The sequence below is a fragment of the Hyphomicrobium facile genome (assembly GCF_900116175.1).
Taxonomy (GTDB): domain Bacteria; phylum Pseudomonadota; class Alphaproteobacteria; order Rhizobiales; family Hyphomicrobiaceae; genus Hyphomicrobium_B; species Hyphomicrobium_B facile.
On sequence record NZ_FPCH01000003.1, the window covers coordinates 64,886 to 79,807 of the forward strand.

General features: G+C 59.1%; 14 protein-coding genes. 5 read left to right on the plus strand and 9 right to left on the minus strand.

The genetic code is table 11. From position 1 onward, the window contains the following. Positions 1 to 159 precede the first annotated feature (159 nt). A complete protein-coding gene (locus BM399_RS13375; RefSeq protein ID WP_092868293.1) occupies positions 160 to 2,124 on the plus strand; it encodes a hypothetical protein in 1,965 nt (654 codons plus the stop codon). Between the two features lie 716 nt (positions 2,125 to 2,840). Here BM399_RS13375 and BM399_RS21205 read toward each other — a convergent pair. The 5 genes from BM399_RS21205 to BM399_RS13395 all read right to left on the minus strand — a co-directional run bounded on the left by BM399_RS21205 (position 2,841) and on the right by BM399_RS13395 (position 5,906). After that, positions 2,841 to 2,978 carry a hypothetical protein gene (locus BM399_RS21205; RefSeq protein WP_177228162.1) on the minus strand — a complete coding sequence of 46 codons (138 nt, stop codon included), beginning with the start codon at positions 2,976 to 2,978 and terminating at the stop codon, positions 2,841 to 2,843. A gap of 273 nt (positions 2,979 to 3,251) precedes the next feature. After that, positions 3,252 to 4,157: a PfkB family carbohydrate kinase gene (locus tag BM399_RS13380; protein ID WP_092869087.1), complete on the minus strand. Its 906-nt coding sequence runs from the start codon at positions 4,155 to 4,157 to the stop codon at positions 3,252 to 3,254. 25 nt (positions 4,158 to 4,182) lie between these two features. Further along, the gene (locus tag BM399_RS13385; RefSeq protein WP_092869088.1) at positions 4,183 to 4,521 is read right to left on the minus strand and encodes a chaperone modulator CbpM; all 339 of its coding nucleotides are present in this window, start codon (positions 4,519 to 4,521) and stop codon (positions 4,183 to 4,185) included. Positions 4,522 to 4,548: 27 nt separating this feature from the next. Beyond that, the gene (locus tag BM399_RS13390; protein WP_092868294.1) at positions 4,549 to 5,487 is read right to left on the minus strand and encodes a DnaJ C-terminal domain-containing protein; all 939 of its coding nucleotides are present in this window, start codon (positions 5,485 to 5,487) and stop codon (positions 4,549 to 4,551) included. 11 nt (positions 5,488 to 5,498) lie between these two features. After that, the gene (locus tag BM399_RS13395) at positions 5,499 to 5,906 is read right to left on the minus strand and encodes an NUDIX domain-containing protein (protein WP_092868295.1); all 408 of its coding nucleotides are present in this window, start codon (positions 5,904 to 5,906) and stop codon (positions 5,499 to 5,501) included. A gap of 30 nt (positions 5,907 to 5,936) precedes the next feature. Between BM399_RS13395 and BM399_RS13400 the strand changes: the two genes are divergently transcribed. Together BM399_RS13400 and BM399_RS13405 are read left to right on the plus strand one after the other, a co-directional pair. Further along, positions 5,937 to 6,401 carry an NUDIX hydrolase gene (locus BM399_RS13400; protein WP_092868296.1) on the plus strand — a complete coding sequence of 155 codons (465 nt, stop codon included), beginning with the start codon at positions 5,937 to 5,939 and terminating at the stop codon, positions 6,399 to 6,401. 168 nt (positions 6,402 to 6,569) lie between these two features. Continuing rightward, positions 6,570 to 6,839 (plus strand): hypothetical protein, encoded by a 270-nt coding sequence (locus BM399_RS13405; RefSeq protein ID WP_244531254.1) that lies wholly within the window; start codon positions 6,570 to 6,572, stop codon positions 6,837 to 6,839. A gap of 131 nt (positions 6,840 to 6,970) precedes the next feature. Here BM399_RS13405 and BM399_RS13410 read toward each other — a convergent pair whose 3' ends face one another. Continuing rightward, positions 6,971 to 7,759 (minus strand): outer membrane protein, encoded by a 789-nt coding sequence (locus tag BM399_RS13410; RefSeq protein ID WP_143117823.1) that lies wholly within the window; start codon positions 7,757 to 7,759, stop codon positions 6,971 to 6,973. Positions 7,760 to 8,150: 391 nt separating this feature from the next. Here BM399_RS13410 and BM399_RS20960 point away from each other — a divergent pair, with 391 nt between their 5' ends. Next, positions 8,151 to 8,825 carry a helix-turn-helix transcriptional regulator gene (locus BM399_RS20960; RefSeq protein WP_143117824.1) on the plus strand — a complete coding sequence of 225 codons (675 nt, stop codon included), beginning with the start codon at positions 8,151 to 8,153 and terminating at the stop codon, positions 8,823 to 8,825. On the opposite strand, the gene BM399_RS13420 is transcribed toward BM399_RS20960, so the two are convergent. Continuing rightward, positions 8,804 to 9,784: a type I secretion system permease/ATPase gene (locus tag BM399_RS13420; RefSeq protein WP_143117825.1), complete on the minus strand. Its 981-nt coding sequence runs from the start codon at positions 9,782 to 9,784 to the stop codon at positions 8,804 to 8,806. The two genes, BM399_RS20960 and BM399_RS13420, sit on opposite strands and share 22 nt — an antisense overlap. Positions 9,785 to 10,575: 791 nt before the next feature. Here BM399_RS13420 and BM399_RS13425 point away from each other — a divergent pair. Then, the gene (locus tag BM399_RS13425; RefSeq protein ID WP_092868300.1) at positions 10,576 to 11,559 is read left to right on the plus strand and encodes a zinc-dependent alcohol dehydrogenase family protein; all 984 of its coding nucleotides are present in this window, start codon (positions 10,576 to 10,578) and stop codon (positions 11,557 to 11,559) included. Positions 11,560 to 11,631: 72 nt separating this feature from the next. Here the strand turns inward: BM399_RS13425 and BM399_RS13430 are convergent, their stop codons facing one another. Continuing rightward, complete coding sequence (locus BM399_RS13430) at positions 11,632 to 12,222, minus strand: HdeD family acid-resistance protein (RefSeq protein ID WP_092868301.1); 591 nt, start codon at positions 12,220 to 12,222, stop codon at positions 11,632 to 11,634. A gap of 337 nt (positions 12,223 to 12,559) precedes the next feature. Continuing rightward, positions 12,560 to 14,920, minus strand: coding sequence for a xanthine dehydrogenase family protein molybdopterin-binding subunit (locus BM399_RS13435; protein ID WP_092868302.1), 2,361 nt, complete (start codon positions 14,918 to 14,920; stop codon positions 12,560 to 12,562). Positions 14,921 to 14,922 lie beyond the last annotated feature (2 nt).

A 14,922-nucleotide genomic window follows, 5' to 3' on the forward strand; every position in this document is an offset into this window, starting at 1 on the left:
TTAACATCCGGGGGATGAATTGCCACTCATGGCGGGATGAGCGAGCGCGAATGCGTTTGGCTCGCGGCGCAGAATGAGGGCATAACTTCTGCCATCGTTTCGGCGGAGCGTTCACGCTAAGGTCGAATCTTATCGCGGGGCAATTAAAAAGGGGGTCGATTGTTTCCCCATCGACGTTTTTTCGGCATCGCGCCGGCAATTTTGCCGATAGCGATTGCGTTTCTCTCCTTGGTCGTGCCGGCAGCCGATGCGCAGGCAAAGGACGCTCAGGACGATTGTGAAAGCGCCATCGGCCTGTCGGTGCTCGCTTCGCCCGTCACGCCGTGGAAAGGCGCGCCCTTGCGGGTCATCTTCACGTCGGAAAAACCGATCACGGCGGAGTTCTCGCTCGCCGGTCCCGATGGCGCGGTCGCGGTCAAGTCCGGCGAGCGTCATGGCGGGCCGCCGTATTTCTGGTTCGCCGAAGTGGCGTCGCCCGCTGCCGGAACTTGGCACGCCAAGCTCACGCGCGATGGCGGCGACGCGAACTGCGCGACGATCACCCGCGAGATTACCGTCGGCAAAACCGCTTCGGCACCCATCAAGGCTACGAACAAAGGCGTTTGGCCCGTCAGGGGTGCCTGGAACCGGTCGACGGAAGACCTCTATTCGGCGTGGATCGAGAAGCTGTTCGATGCGCCGGTCGAGCAGGAACTGTCATGGCCGGCTTTGCACGAAGTGCTGCGCGATAAATCGCGCAACTTCCTATTCAACCATCTGGGTCTCGATGAGGACTCTAAAAAGCTCGTCTTGAAGCCGGACTGCGCCGACCTTCCGTACTTCCTGCGCGCCTATTTTGCATTCAAGACCGGATTGCCGTTCGGATACTCGAAGTGCACTCGCGGCGGCGGCGGTAAGGCGCCCCGGTGTCCGCAGTGGTTCAACATTCAGCGGGAAGAATCCGCCCCGGCCTCCGATCAAAATGATGCGCAGGCCGGCCCAGGTTCGCTCTTCGGAGTGTTCGGTAATGCGGCCGCGCAAACGGCACCTTCCCGGGCTTCGTCGCGGCCCCCAGGCCTTGTGCCGGGGTTTGGCTATTATTTGCGAACAACGGTCGCTAATGGGGTTCATTCGGGTTCCGGCCGCACGGCTGCGGACGACGACAACACCGATTATTATCCCGTCCCGCTCACGGCGGAGACGCTTCGTCCGGGTACGATCTACGCCGATCCCTACGGGCACGTATTGGTACTCGTGAAGCGGATCGCGCAGACGAATGATTCCGCTGGGGTTTTCCTGGCCGTCGATGGCCAGCCCGACGGGACTGTCGCCCGCAAGCGATTCTGGCGCGGAAATTTCCTCTTTGCACAGAACCCTTCTCTCGGAAGCCCCGGCTTCAAGCGCTTCCGGCCTGTCGTGGCGGATGCAAACGGCGGCCTCCGGCGTCTGGCCAACGCCGAAATTTCGAAGGATCCCCAGTACGGCGACTTCTCCCTCGAACAATCGAAGCTCGGCGTCGAAGACTTTTACGATCGGATGGACGATGTGATGTCGCCGGAACCGCTCGATCCTTTGCGCGCGATGAAGGAGACGATCACGGCTCTCGAAGAGCAGATCAAGACCCGCGTCACCTCCGTCGAGAACGGCCGCAAGTATCAGAACGGCGGGGGCGCGGAGGTCGCTATTCCGGCCGGCGCATCGATCTTTGAGACGACCGGAGCATGGGAGGATTACTCGACCCCTTCCCGGGATCTCAGGTTGCTTATCGCAATCGACGTCGTGCGCGGTTTTCCTGACCGCGTCGCGCGGCGGGCGGACCGTTATGCAATGCCCAAGGATAAGAGCCCCTCAGAGGTTAAGGGCGAACTGGAGAGCGTGCTCGCAGCTGAACTGGCGGCACGGAAGTTCTCCTATCCGCGCAGTGACGGCTCGACTTGGACGCTTGCCATGAAGGACGTCATCGACCGCGCCGCCGATCTGGAGATGGCCTACAACGTCAACGATTGCGTCGAGCTTAGATGGGGCGCGCCGCAGCAGAGCGACGAGGCTTCTACTTGCAAGCGTCGCGCGTCCTCGGCACAGCGGGCCAAGATGGCGGAGTATCGCGCGTGGTTTCACGACCGGCGCCGCCCCGCGCGCGAATAGCTGTACTTTCTCGGCGATTCATAAGGGCAGAAGAGACGAAATCATCTGCGGATATTACGTCTCGTATACATGAAAAGACCCCGACGATTTAACGGCAATATTGCCGGGTCGACGGGGTCAGTTGAAGATTGATAAAATTAATAGGTAAGAAAAAATGATTTCTGCAACATGCTGCGCAGTGTACTGAATAATCGCCCCTCTTGCTAGGGCGCAGAACTCTCAAATGAGCCGTGGATGCTGAGGCTTTGCGTCATGAATACCCGCGCAGTTGCTGCACATCTTTGCGAAGATCCGGAATGATGTCTTGGGAAATGCAGCACAATAACTCGGCCGCTATATCGGCTTTCGCGATATCCCAAAAAGCGGAAAAAGCCCGAAAAAAAATTTGTGACTTAGGCTGATTGGGCGAAGGTTTTCAACCGAATTGATCAGTCCGCAGAAATATGCATTAGGACAACATTGGCGATAACCGGAGCGCACTATTGCTCGACAGAAATCAAAGCTTCACTCTGGCGCGCCGGCTCGTGCAGAGCTTCGCTCATCTTCGCGAAGATTAGAGAGACGATTGCGCGTGGTGAGGCGATCACCTGACGAGCCCCAACCCACCAACTTCCCGTGTCACAGTCAACGACCCGATGACAAGGATCGCGAGGCACGAAACCGCGCTTGGAGCGCTCGCGTCTCACCGCAAATAGTGTCGCTGATTGTGGTGACGCTTATTCGGAGCTGCTCAGAACTTTCCGATCAGCGCGATGATTGCGGTTCGTGACGAAGACCACCAAACCGGTACCGAGAGCGCCCAACACAAGAAGGGCCTCAACTGCGAAAATCATCGTGTAGGCTGAATCGGGCATTGTGCTTCCTCTTAATTTTTATCTGCTCATGAAACGCTGTTCCCTCGGAAAAATCCACTCAAGTCTACGCAAATTGGCATTTCTTTTTCGAATGCGCGCTGCACTGCACAAAGCCATCCCCAAGCGATAGACTCCGGCTGAGATGGTATTTTGTCGAACGATCGCATGAGCTTGTGATCGTCCTTACGCACGCAAACTACGGGTCGCTCAGAAGCGATCCTCCCGCGGCGCAACCGGCCGTCTAACCCGTTTTAGGCAAATATCCCGATTGCACTAATGAGTTTCGAGGAACTGCTCGAGTTCGGTTCGAGTGGGGAGAGCAGCCCGAGCGCCAAGCCCCTTGCAACTGATCGCAGCGACGGCGGATGCGATGCGTGCGCACTCCGCATCCTTCACGCCTTCTGAGATCGCCCATGCAAACGCGCCGTGAAACGCGTCGCCAGCGCCTGTCGTGTCGACCACTTCGACCGGGAACGCGGCTTGGCGGCAGATCTCTCCGCTGCCGGTCATCCAAAGATAGCCGTTTACGCCCAACGTTACGCCGGCATGGCGAATGCCGGATTGAACCAGCGTTGCCAGGCGCTCCTCGTCGCTGGCGCCCTTCACGAATTGCCTGAAGGCCGGCGCGGAGAAGATCGCGTAGTCGGCGAGCCCAAGGACGTTCGAAAGCAGTTGCCCGCTGTTCAAATCAATATCGAGGACGGTTGGCACGTTGTGAGCGCGGGCGGCTCCGAAGGCGGCAACGGTTCCTTCAAGCCAGGTCAAGTCGCTCGAGACGGCACCCGCATTCGCAATATCGGCAATTGGAAGCCAATCGGCGGCGAGAGGGAAATCATGATCGTCCTCGCTGATGACGAGGCGCTCTCCGTTACGATCAACGATGACCGCAGCAGTCGCCGATGAAACGCCGGCGCACGTGCGGACGTGTGCCGTGTCGACACCCACGGCATCGAGCTGCTGGCGAATTATCTCGCCGGAAGGATCGTCGCCGATGCGCGCCCAGAGTGAGACGCTGGCACCGAGACGCGCGATTGCGGCTGCGGCGTTCGCCGCCATGCCGCCTCCGCTCGCGACGTGAGCGAGGGCGCGGATTTTCGTAGGCGATGATGGAAACGCCTCTATCCGATAAACGTAATCGAGTGCGGCGTGGCCGACCGCGATGATGTGCTTTCCGGGCATGAAGCTTTCGCGCGTGTGGACGACTTCAGGGCAGCGGAGGACGCTCGTCCGGCTGTTCGGCAAGAGAGCTTCGCGCGCTCGCGAGAACGTTCAGACGAGCATGCAGCCGCTCGATCTCGTTCAGGAGATCGAAGACGAGCGCAATGCCGGCGGGATTTAGTCCCAGGTCCCGGTCGAAGCGTTTCGCCTTCGCGGCAAGGACGACGCTCAGGCTCGAAAATCTCCATTCCGACGGGCTACGTCCCTCCGGCTCGATGATCCCCTGCTCGACGAGTTCCGAAATCCACGCCACCTCAACATGGCAAGTTTGGCAGAGTTCTTCGAGTGAATAGACCGATGCCGAACCAATCATTTCAGCGGGCATGGGCTCGCGCTCTCCATTTGCCATGTCTCAAACTCCCAGGCTGGCGCGCGGATCGAACGCCAACTCCTTCGCCATTTCCTCGTAAATCTGACGCGCCTTTTCGTTGGTTGCCGGCGGCCACACGATCTTCAGAACCGCATAGAGATCGCCGGGCGGCGTTGCCGGAATTCCGCGGCCTCTGACCCTCAGTTCGCGTCCATGCGCGGAGCCGGGCGGGACCTTCAGCATGATCGCGCCTCCGGGTGTCGGCATCTTCACGCTCGCGCCCAATGCGGCTTCCCAGGGGGCAACCGGAAGATCGAGGTAAAGGTCCTTGCCGACAACGCGATAACGCTGATCCGGCTTGAAGCGGATTTCGAGATAGAGATCGCCCGCAGGGCCGCCTCCCATTCCGGGGGAGCCTTGGCCTTTCAAGCGGATGCTCTGTCCTTCGGTGACGCCTTTCGGGATCTGCACGGTCAAATTTTTATCGCGCACAAGAACGTGGCCGCCTTCATCGAGTTCCGGCACGCGAAGCGTGATGGTGCGCGTGGCGCCTTCCAGCGCGTCCTGGAGATCGATGAGGATTTTCGCGTGATGATCCTCGCCCCGGGTGCGGAACGTCGTGTGCGTCCGGCCGTGATGTCGCTCGGCGCGCGCTCCGCCGAAAATCGATTCAAAAAAGTCGCTGAAGTCACCTGCGCCGGGTCTGCCTGAAAATTCGAATCCGGCATCCCAGTCCGGAGGCGGCCTGAACTCCTGCCCGGATTTATAATCTTTGCCGAGCTGATCATAGGCCGCGCGTTTCTCGGGATCGCTCAAGACATCATTGGCTTCGCCGATCTCTTTGAACTTTGCTTCGGCACCATCCTCCTTGTTGACGTCGGGATGGAATTTTCGCGCGAGCTTGCGGTATGCGCGCTTGATGTCGTCCTCGGTTGCATTGCGTTCCACGCCGAGGATTTTGTAATAGTCCTTGAATTCCATGTGGGCTCACATCATCGGATGAGGTTCAGCGCATCAGTGATAATTTCCCGGTGGTCGAAGGCGATTTCAACACCATCGAAGTCTTTTATCCAGACCACGGCTGCTGCGTCGTCGGCAGCCCTCGCTTCGCCACGCGCGTCATTCGTCAGGAAGGCTACCGAGCAGACGTGACCGCGAGGATCTCGATCGGGCCGTGAATAAACGCCGACGAGCGCGAGATTCATCGCGTCAAGCCCCGTTTCCTCCGCCAGTTCGCGTCGCGCCGCATCTTCGACCGCCTCACCAATTTCGACAAATCCCCCGGGAAGCGCCAGATAATCCTTGAAGGGCGGATTTTTCCGCCGGACCATAAGCACTCCGCGGTCCTGATCGACAACAACACAGTCCGCGGTCAGAGCAGGCGTTCGAGGAAGCGGCATGGCGATCCTATTTACGGCGAAAGCGACAACGTGAAAACTGCGACGAGCGCCGGATTGCTGTTGTATCGCGATAGAAACGGGCTCGAAGTCTTGCTCGCTCACCCTGGTGGCCCATACTGGCGCAAGAAGGATGAAGGTTCGTGGACAGTACCGAAGGGTGAAGTTCTAGCCGGAGAAGACTTATATAAAGCAGCGTTTCGCGAATTTGTTGAAGAGACCGGGTTTCATCCTCGAGGCGCTGTCACTCCACTAGGGTCCGTCCGGCAGGCCGGCGGCAAGCGCGTTCATGTGTGGGCGGTAGAGGACGATTGGAATCCTGAGACGCTCGTTAGCAATACGTTCAGCATGGAATGGCCACCGCGGTCCGGCCGGATACAGGCGTTTCCCGAGATCGATCGCGCCGAATGGTTCGATATCGCGACGGCGCATCGCAAAATACTGAAAGGCCAAGCCGAATTGCTCAACCGGCTTGAGCTTTTGCGGCAAGCCGAGTGAGGGCGCTGTTTCAGAATTGGCACCCTCATCTCATGGAAGCGACCGCGCCATACGATCCAATACGAAAACTGCGCTAACCGGATTTTAAGCAATCCGACAGCCGAAGGGCGAAAGCTCTGAAAGTCTTAGGGAATATCGTGGATATCGATTGCATGCGCGCCGATCAGCTTGAGAAGATTGGGATGGCCGGACAAGCGCGAAAAAATTCCAACGGGATTGAGTGGCGTCATGGATGAATGCAATTCAAAGATCGTGCTTTCTGAGGCCTATTCGGAGAGGCTTTCCGACGACGAGATCGCGGAGATGATGGCAGAGGCTGCCATGGTCGACCTTCTTTTCCAGTCCGGGCGAATTTCGACGCTGTACCTTACCGGCCTGGCGGCAGCTGCTGATGCGTCGTCCGAATGGCAGCCGGAGCCCGCAGCCTCGGCGGCCTAACTCGCACTTCGGCCCGCGGCCCTAGGGTCTACGAATGAGCGGACGCGATTTCGCCCGCTCATTTTTTTTTGCTCAGCTCGTCCGTGTCTGAATGCGCGGTCTGAGTCCGCGCAGGCCCTCGCCGGGCGACCTCATTTCACGGGGCCATATTCTGGCGCATATTCCGGCCCATATTCCGGTGCCAACGGTTCCGCTACGGCGCTGAAAAGGTAGGTCAGGCCAATGCGGGTTACCCAGAAGCTGTCCTCAAATTTCACTTGCACATGACACGGACTGCCAGGACCACCGCAGGAATCGAAGTCGAACGATTCGTGGTCGGTTCCTAGATCGACGTAGGCCGCGTCGGCGCGAAAGGTCCAATGGTCCCTGAGAAAAATTTCGAAGCCGCCGCCGACCGTCCAGCCCACCTTTGTTTCGTCGTCGTGCCGCGTGAAGGGCCCCTCAAGCGCAAATGGATCGGAGAATTTGTGGTCGACGGTCGAGTAGGCGAACCCGCCGGTCGCGAACAACAGTATGTTGTCATCGGCTATGACGCCTACCCGGCCATTCAGTGAGCCGAACCAATTCATCGACGAGCTGAAGGACGGACCGCACCGCTCGCATCCTAAGCGGTTGTCGGCGCCGAAATAGTTGAACGCCGATTCAATGCCGATCAGCGCATTTCCGCATTGGATATTGTAACCGGTGTACGAACCGAGGGTGAAACCCTTATCGTTGCCGCTGATCGTGCCTAAATCGCCGGACACCTTCGATCGCATGCTGCCGCCGCCGAGCTCACCGCCTGTATAAAGGCCTGAGTATATGCCGCCACAGGGCGTTCCTGGTGGGCCGCCCCAAAGGATATCCGGGCCATCAGCGCGGGCTGCGGAAGCTCCGGCGAGGCAGAATAGCAGCGCCACAACTATCTGGATGATCTTCATAATATGGATACCCGTCCAAAATCTGATTTGAAAAATCTGGCGTTCGAAGTCGAAAAATTCTGAAGTCTGAAAAATCTGAAATCGGAATTTTGAAAGCGGAAGACGGCGGCCCGAAAATCCGAACCGCGATGAGCGCTTGAGCTTCACAGGCAGGGGATGTGATTCGTGGATTGACGTCGAGCGGCGAGCTGCGGTTTGCCTCTCATTGCAGAGAGGCGTTGCTCAACTTACACGCACGCGGCGTTTCAGCCGGCTCGCGCCGGCGGCTTTCAACTGTCATTTCGTGATTTCATTTAAAAAGATACGGCGCGACTTTACGCAAACTCCACATGACGGCGGTACGTTCAGATATATTTCGAGGCATATTTTTATACTCTGGATTTTTTTTACCGTGCTGAAGGGCGTATTAGCGCAGATCGTGCCTGATCGGGCGGCGATCGTTGAGCGGGACAAGGGCATCGCGTTTCTATCTGCCACGCGGTCCATTTATCAGCTTAATGAGCTATTCTATTTCTGTGCGAACATCCCACGGCATTCGAGCCGCGCCTTCGTGCATTGTGCTTTCAGCAGTGATTTTGCCGCCCAAGCGATTACGTCTCATCCGATTTCTGCCGAGCAATTGGCGGGTCTCGAAATCATCAAGCTCGCGAAACGGTGGAAGGAGTGCGATAGCGGCGACGCTTCAGAATCCGCCATCGCGCTGACGACGCGAGGACGTGAGCTTGCGATCTTGGGCTTCTCTTGCAGCCCGACGCCTGCCGCCGACGCGGATGCCGAAGGCCCTCCCTCCTCCGCCGAATTGAAAGCGCTCGGCGATTATTTCCACAGTCATATGCTCAGACGGAACGGTATCGATACGTCCGATGCGCTCGTGATATCTGCAAGAGAACTCGATTGCCTGAGATGGGTCGCGGCTGGAAAGTCGGCGTGGGAAGCGAGCGTGATCCTCGGAATCAGCGAGCGCACAGTTCGCTTTCATCTCAATTCCGCGCGGGAAAAGCTGAACTGCACGACAACGACGCAAGCGGTCGCGAAGGTTGTCGCTCAACAACTGATCGCGATATGACGCCGTTTCGCCGCTGATTTTCGAAACGCAAGCACGTTCGCGGCGTGCGGCTTGGCGACTGGCACCGGAAGCAAGAATTCTTCCGTATTCGACAGTCGACCGCTTTCGAGAGCCATGCAAACGCGTACGTATTCAGCCCATGCTTGAACGACATATTCCCGGCCTTCGATTGCGTCTGCGAGTGTCCGAAGCGCACGGCCCGCGATGATGGATGCTGCGATCATCATTCCGGCGGTCAGAGAACCTGCGAGCATGAGATGCACGCCCCAGCCGACGATGGCGGCTGGCGCAGCAATGCGAACGATCCATAAGGCGAGCGTGTTTTTGAAAAGCGCGGCGCTCAAGACAGCGAGACCGGCGATCAACGCGATTGAGCCGAGACCGGGATCTATCAGGTAGATGACGGTGAAGAAGAGTGGCGTCAGCGGCACATCAAACAGAAGGAGCATCGTTGGGCTCGACAAGAAGGCGCGCAGCTTATGCAAAGAACGCAGCCCCAGCATCTGGCCACCGTCGCGTTCCGACGCGGACATGAGCAGGGCGGACAGTATAGCGCTGCCGAGGACCGTCTCCATCGCAGTCCCGAGCCTGCTGAGAGGTCGCCTTCGAAGGATGTCCAGCATTGACATCATGGCGAGCATACCCAGCGTGAGGCCGGGCAGCATAACCAGAGGATCGATGCCGCCGCCGGATAGGGCACGGTCGGCCATTCGGAAGGAATAGATCGGTATCGCGAGCATCAGCAGGTTGGCAAAAATCGAGAATGCCGCAACTCCGGCAAGCGTTCTTTTTGCCGCCAATCTCCACAGCGTCAGCGCATGGACCGCGCGATCCTGCCGCTCGGATCGGGAGTCCCTCGTTGCAATGCTCTTGAAGGACCGCTCGACATCGCGGTGAATGTTCGCGAGTCTGACGAGAGCCGGATGCGGGCGGATGGATTTGCCGCGGTCTGCAAGCACCGCCGGCGTACTCTCCGCGACTAAGCGTAGACGGCGTCTCTCAACCGTTGACATGACCGGCATCGAATAGGTTGAGCGTACTGGTCAGGTCATCGAGATCGAGGTTCGATGCCGCCAGATGGTGGGCAGGCAGGGAATGCGGCGCTGCGCTTACGCCTTCCAAATGGATCAAGCGGGCGCGACTGGGACTCCTCCTCATCCTCTGACTGATTATGTTCCGGCGGAGACGATGGACGAGATGGCGATGTAGGCGGTGGGCTGCATTCCTTGGTCTCCACGCAGTCAGGTCTCTCATTTCGCCTCTCCGATCAAAAGCAAGGCAATTTGCTCGGCTTGTTTTTGCTGCTCAGGGACAATGACGAAGAAGGATCGATTAAGAACCTGATCGGAACGACAGTGGCGACGCGAAAATACTGCTCAATTTGGAAATAAACCGGCAAGTATTGGAAGCCGGCCCGAAGGACAGGCGCGGGGCATACGTTTTGCCGGGAAAAATTTTCGGGGGCTTAGGCCCAATATTCCGTCAAGCGATGGTTTGGCGTCAGGCCAAGACGCACGTGCGGGCGCCTCGGTTTGGGAGACCATCGAGGCGCCCGCTATCTGGCGCCAACGCGCGGACGGAGCGTCGCTGGCCCGATCAGGGTCTCACATCGGCCGAGCTAATCAACTGTCGAAACCGTCAGGGGGAGTTGTCTGAAAAGCCCATAGCGCGGGGGCGTTTTGTGGCGTCAATTGGGAATCATCGTAAGTAGGCGAACATCCGCCAAATTCTGCTTCGAAAGATTTGACCGATGAAAGCCATGGTCTTCCGCGCCGTCGGTCAGCCACTGGATCTCGAAGAGCGGCCTGATCCGGTTCCGCAAAGCGGCCAAATTCGTATTCGTATCGAAGCATGCGCGGTCTGCCGTACAGACCTTCACGTTGTCGACGGCGATCTGCCGTTTCCGAAGCTGCCCATCATTCCTGGACATCAGATCGTCGGCATCGTCGACGCCGTGGCGCCGGATGCGACGGATCATCGAGTCGGCGATCGGGTCGGGGTGCCTTGGCTTGGCCACGTCTGCGGACACTGCCACTATTGTGCGAGCGGTCAGGAGAACCTCTGCGATTTCCCGCTCTTCACGGGCTACACGCGCGACGGGGGTTTCGCAACGCATACGATCGCGGATGCCGATTTCGCATTTCCAATGCCGAATTTCGATGATCCCGTCGCGGCTGCGCCCTTGCTGTGCGCGGGGCTCATCGGCTGGCGCTCGCTGCGTCTGGCTGGCGAGGGAGCGCGGATCGGCCTATTCGGATTCGGAGCGGCGGCGCACATCATCACACAGGTGTGCAACTGGCAGGGCCGCGAAGTATACGCGTTCACCCGGCCCGGCGACGAAGCGGCGCAAAAGTTTGCTCTCTCGGTTGGTGCGCGCTGGAGCGGCGGCTCGGACGTGACGCCGCCGGACCCACTTGATGCCGCGATCATCTTCGCGCCCGAAGGGGCACTCGTGCCGACGGCACTCAAAACCGTTCGCAAAGGCGGCCGCGTCGTATGCGGGGGCATACACATGAGCGACATCCCGACGTTCCCTTACTATTTGCTCTGGGAAGAGCGGGACATTCGATCAGTCGCCAACTTGACTCGCCAGGACGGCAAAGAGTTTCTCGCGATCGCTCCGAAAGCCGCGGTCCGCACCACGACGACAGTCTATCCCTTGGAGCGCGCGAACGAAGCGTTGGCGGATCTCAAGGCGGGACGCTTTTCCGGGGCGGCCGTGCTCGTTCCTTAGAGCCGGATTGGCCGTGCCGCCCCCGAAGTCGCCTTTAAGAAAGTATCCGGAACATCGACGTCAACTTCCCTTCTATGCGGACGTCGGCGTGATGTTACGAGCCTGTAGCGCCATCGCGCACAACGCGCATCCGCCGAATACGAGATTGATGCCGACCAAGAGGCCGATCGCCCAAGCCGCAGACGACGGCAGGGCAAAGAAGATCAAGCCAGCCAGTATCAAATCGACGATACCGCTCAAGAGCATCACCCACCAGCTTCCCGGCAATTCATTGCGATGTTCGGCAGCGAACATGATCGAGGAAATGCCTTCAATAATGAAGAAGGCGATCAGGACGAGTGTGAGAGATACCATTCCCGATATTGGCCAGAAGAGCAGGACCAGGCCCGCTGCAATGGCGATCAGCGCCGAAATAAGCGACCACCAAAAGCCCGGCATCGGACGGACGGAAAAGGTCGTGAATAAACCGGCAATGCCGCTGAACAGCAAAAGCCAGCCAATAAAAAGCTCGACGGTCAAGGTCGCCACTTGCGGAATGATGATCGCGGCCGCGCCGAGGATGATCAGTACGATGCCTTCGAACAGATAGAGCTTCCAGTTTGCGTGCAGCGCCGACGCAAATGCCATTCTGAAGTTGCGAATGTCGGATTGGTTGAATGTCATGTGTCAAACTCCCCATCGTTGGAGTGAAGAAATCAATGCAGACAATACGACAAAATCCGTTGTCGTGCTTGAAGAGCCGACACGTCGTGAATTTCTTATGACTGGCAGAGGGAAATTTCGCCGATGGTCCGCTGGCTGGCAAAGCGCGGACGTAATCGTTGGTCGTGAGATTAAATGAGTTGCCGTTGCAATCCGCGGCATCCCCCCTTCAACGGAGCTTGGCGTGACGCCTTTGAACGCTCGCGGAGGGATTCGCCGCATTTGCCGTGTGCGTCTGAATTGCAGAGACCCGGCAGCTCCTCGCCGCCGGGCCTCGGTTTTTTGATCTGCTTTTCTATCAGGCGACCTTGTCGCCCATCGGCAGATTTCTGAGCCGCTTGCCGGTTGCCGCGAAGATGGCATTGGCAAGCGCCGGCGCAAATGGCGGGACGCCCGGTTCACCGACGCCACCGGCGTGGACGCCCCACGGAGCATCGATGATGTGCACCGAGACCTTCTGCGGATAATTGCTCATCCGCGTCACGTCGTAGTCGGTGAAATTCGACTGCTCGACGGCGCCGTTCTTGAACGTGATGCCGCTGTAGAGCGCGTTGGACATGCCCATAACAGCGGCGCCTTCCATCTGTGAACGGATGCGCTCGGGATTGACGTGGAAGCCGCAATCGATCGCCGATGTCACCTCCGGCACACGGATCGTTCCGTCATCATCGATCGCGACATGGACGACGCTCGCGACGTAGCTCGCGAACGCGCGATGGACTGCGATGCCGAGACCCTGACGGGGAGGCAACGTCTTGCCCCAGCCGGCATTCTCCGCCGCGACACGGACGACGTTTTTCAAGCGCGCCGTGTTGATCGGAAATTCCTTGTAGGGCTCGCCGTAGTTCCAGAAGTCTTCGGGGAAGCCCGCCGTCTTCGGATCAATTTCGCGGTCCGGGCCAAGCAGCTCGAGAAGGAAATCCTTCGGATCGCGGCCGAGCTTGTGGGCGACTTCGCAGACAACCGACTGCGCGGCAAACGCCCGCTGAATGTTCGAGACCGAGCGGAACCAGCCAATGCGCGTATGCGCCATCGCCTGGCCGTTCTCGCAGCGGATGTTCGGAATGTCGAACGGCATATCGATAAAGCCCATGCCGTATTCGATCGGGAACTGGTAGCCGTCATCCTGCTTGAACGTCGAGACGATGGACGGCGCGACGGTGCGGTGACGCCAGCCCGAGACCTTGCCGGCATCATCCAGCGCGACTTCAATGCGTTCGACGGATGCCGTGTGATAGAACGCGTGCTGAATGTCGTCCTCGCGCGTCCACTGCAGGAGCACAGGCTGGCCGCCCATTTTCTGCGAAAGAAGCGCGGCCTCGAGCATGAAGTCCCACTTCGATTTCCGTCCGAAGCCGCCGCCAAGGAGCGAGACGTGCACCGTCACATTCTCAATCGGCATTTTCAGGGCTTCGGCGATTTCCTTCCGCGCGCCGTACGGGCTCTGTACCGGCGCCCAGATCTCAGCTTTGCCGCCGACGATGCGAGCGATGGCGACGAGCGGCTCCATCGGCGCCTGGACGAGATGGCGGCCGTGATATTCGGCCGTAACGACGTCCTTTGCGTTCGCGAACGCCGCGTCGGGGTCGCCTTGGTTGCGCAGAACCTTGCCGGGCTTCGCTGCCGTCGCCGACATTTCCGCCGCGTAAGCATCGCTATCGTAACTGGTGTTAGGGCCGTCTTCCCATTCGATCGTCAACGCGTCGCGGCCTTGCATCGCGGCATACGTGGTGTTGGCGACGACGGCGATGCCGCCCAGCTGGCCGAACTTCCGCGGGACAGCGAACACGCCCTCAATTTCGTGCACGGCCTCAACGCCCGGTACCTTGAGCGTTGCCGAGGCGTCGTATGACTTCACCTTGCTGCCGAGAACAGCGGGACGTGCGATGACCGCGAACTTCATACCGGGCAAACGCGTGTCGGCTCCGTAGCCCGCCTTACCGGTGGTGATGTCGTGCAGATCCGCGATCTGGACTTCGCCCTTCCCCATCAACGTGAATTCGTTCGGCGACTTGTAGAGGATCGTTTCGGGAGCCGGCACCGGGAGCGCCATCGCGGCCACGGCGAGCTCGCCAAAGGACAGGACCTTGCCTGTTTCTTTTCCGTCCTTGTCGAGCAGCGCCACCTGATGATTGCGCGCGCTGCAGAGCGCGGGGGCGACGTTCCACTTGGCTGCGGCCGCGGTCTCCAGCATTTGGCGCATCGCGGCCCCGCATTGACGCATGGGCTGGATGAAATGGCGCATGCTTCGGGAACCGTCGGTGTCCTGGTTGCCGTATTTCTTCTCATCGCCCGGCGCCTGCACGAGCGTCACGCGCGACCAGTCGGCGCCCATCTCGTCGGCAACGACCATAGGAAGGCTCGTTCTAATGCCGGTGCCCATCTCGCTTCTATGCGTGACGATCGTCAGGGCGCCATCGGGAGCAATTGCGATGAATACATGCGGATCGGCGACGACGCCGTCCGGCATCGTGAGACCACCGGTGGGATAGGGTTTCAAGGCTTCTCTCGCGCTCGCGGGCGTAATGCGAACCGCAAGCACCAGCCCCGTCGCCGTCAACAACCCGCCGAGCACGCCGCGGCGGCTGACGTTCGAGATCTCGGCGTCGAAGTTCCGGCCGTTTTCCGTATCTGCTTCGGTTTTAAGGTAATGCAGCATGA

Excerpts from the sequence above, each read along its gene's own strand:
- BM399_RS13385 (WP_092869088.1), bottom strand. The coding sequence starts at position 4,521 with ATGCCCGCTGAAATGATTGGTTCGGCATCGGTCTATTCACTCGAAGAA.
- BM399_RS13380 (WP_092869087.1), bottom strand. The coding sequence starts at position 4,157 with ATGCCCGGAAAGCACATCATCGCGGTCGGCCACGCCGCACTCGATTAC.
- BM399_RS13435 (WP_092868302.1), bottom strand. The coding sequence starts at position 14,920 with ATGCTGCATTACCTTAAAACCGAAGCAGATACGGAAAACGGCCGGAAC.
- BM399_RS13425 (WP_092868300.1), top strand. The coding sequence starts at position 10,576 with ATGAAAGCCATGGTCTTCCGCGCCGTCGGTCAGCCACTGGATCTCGAA.
- BM399_RS21205 (WP_177228162.1), bottom strand. The coding sequence starts at position 2,978 with ATGCCCGATTCAGCCTACACGATGATTTTCGCAGTTGAGGCCCTTCTT.
- BM399_RS13430 (WP_092868301.1), bottom strand. The coding sequence starts at position 12,222 with ATGACATTCAACCAATCCGACATTCGCAACTTCAGAATGGCATTTGCG.
- BM399_RS13390 (WP_092868294.1), bottom strand. The coding sequence starts at position 5,487 with ATGGAATTCAAGGACTATTACAAAATCCTCGGCGTGGAACGCAATGCA.
- BM399_RS13410 (WP_143117823.1), bottom strand. The coding sequence starts at position 7,759 with ATGAAGATCATCCAGATAGTTGTGGCGCTGCTATTCTGCCTCGCCGGA.
- BM399_RS13395 (WP_092868295.1), bottom strand. The coding sequence starts at position 5,906 with ATGCCGCTTCCTCGAACGCCTGCTCTGACCGCGGACTGTGTTGTTGTC.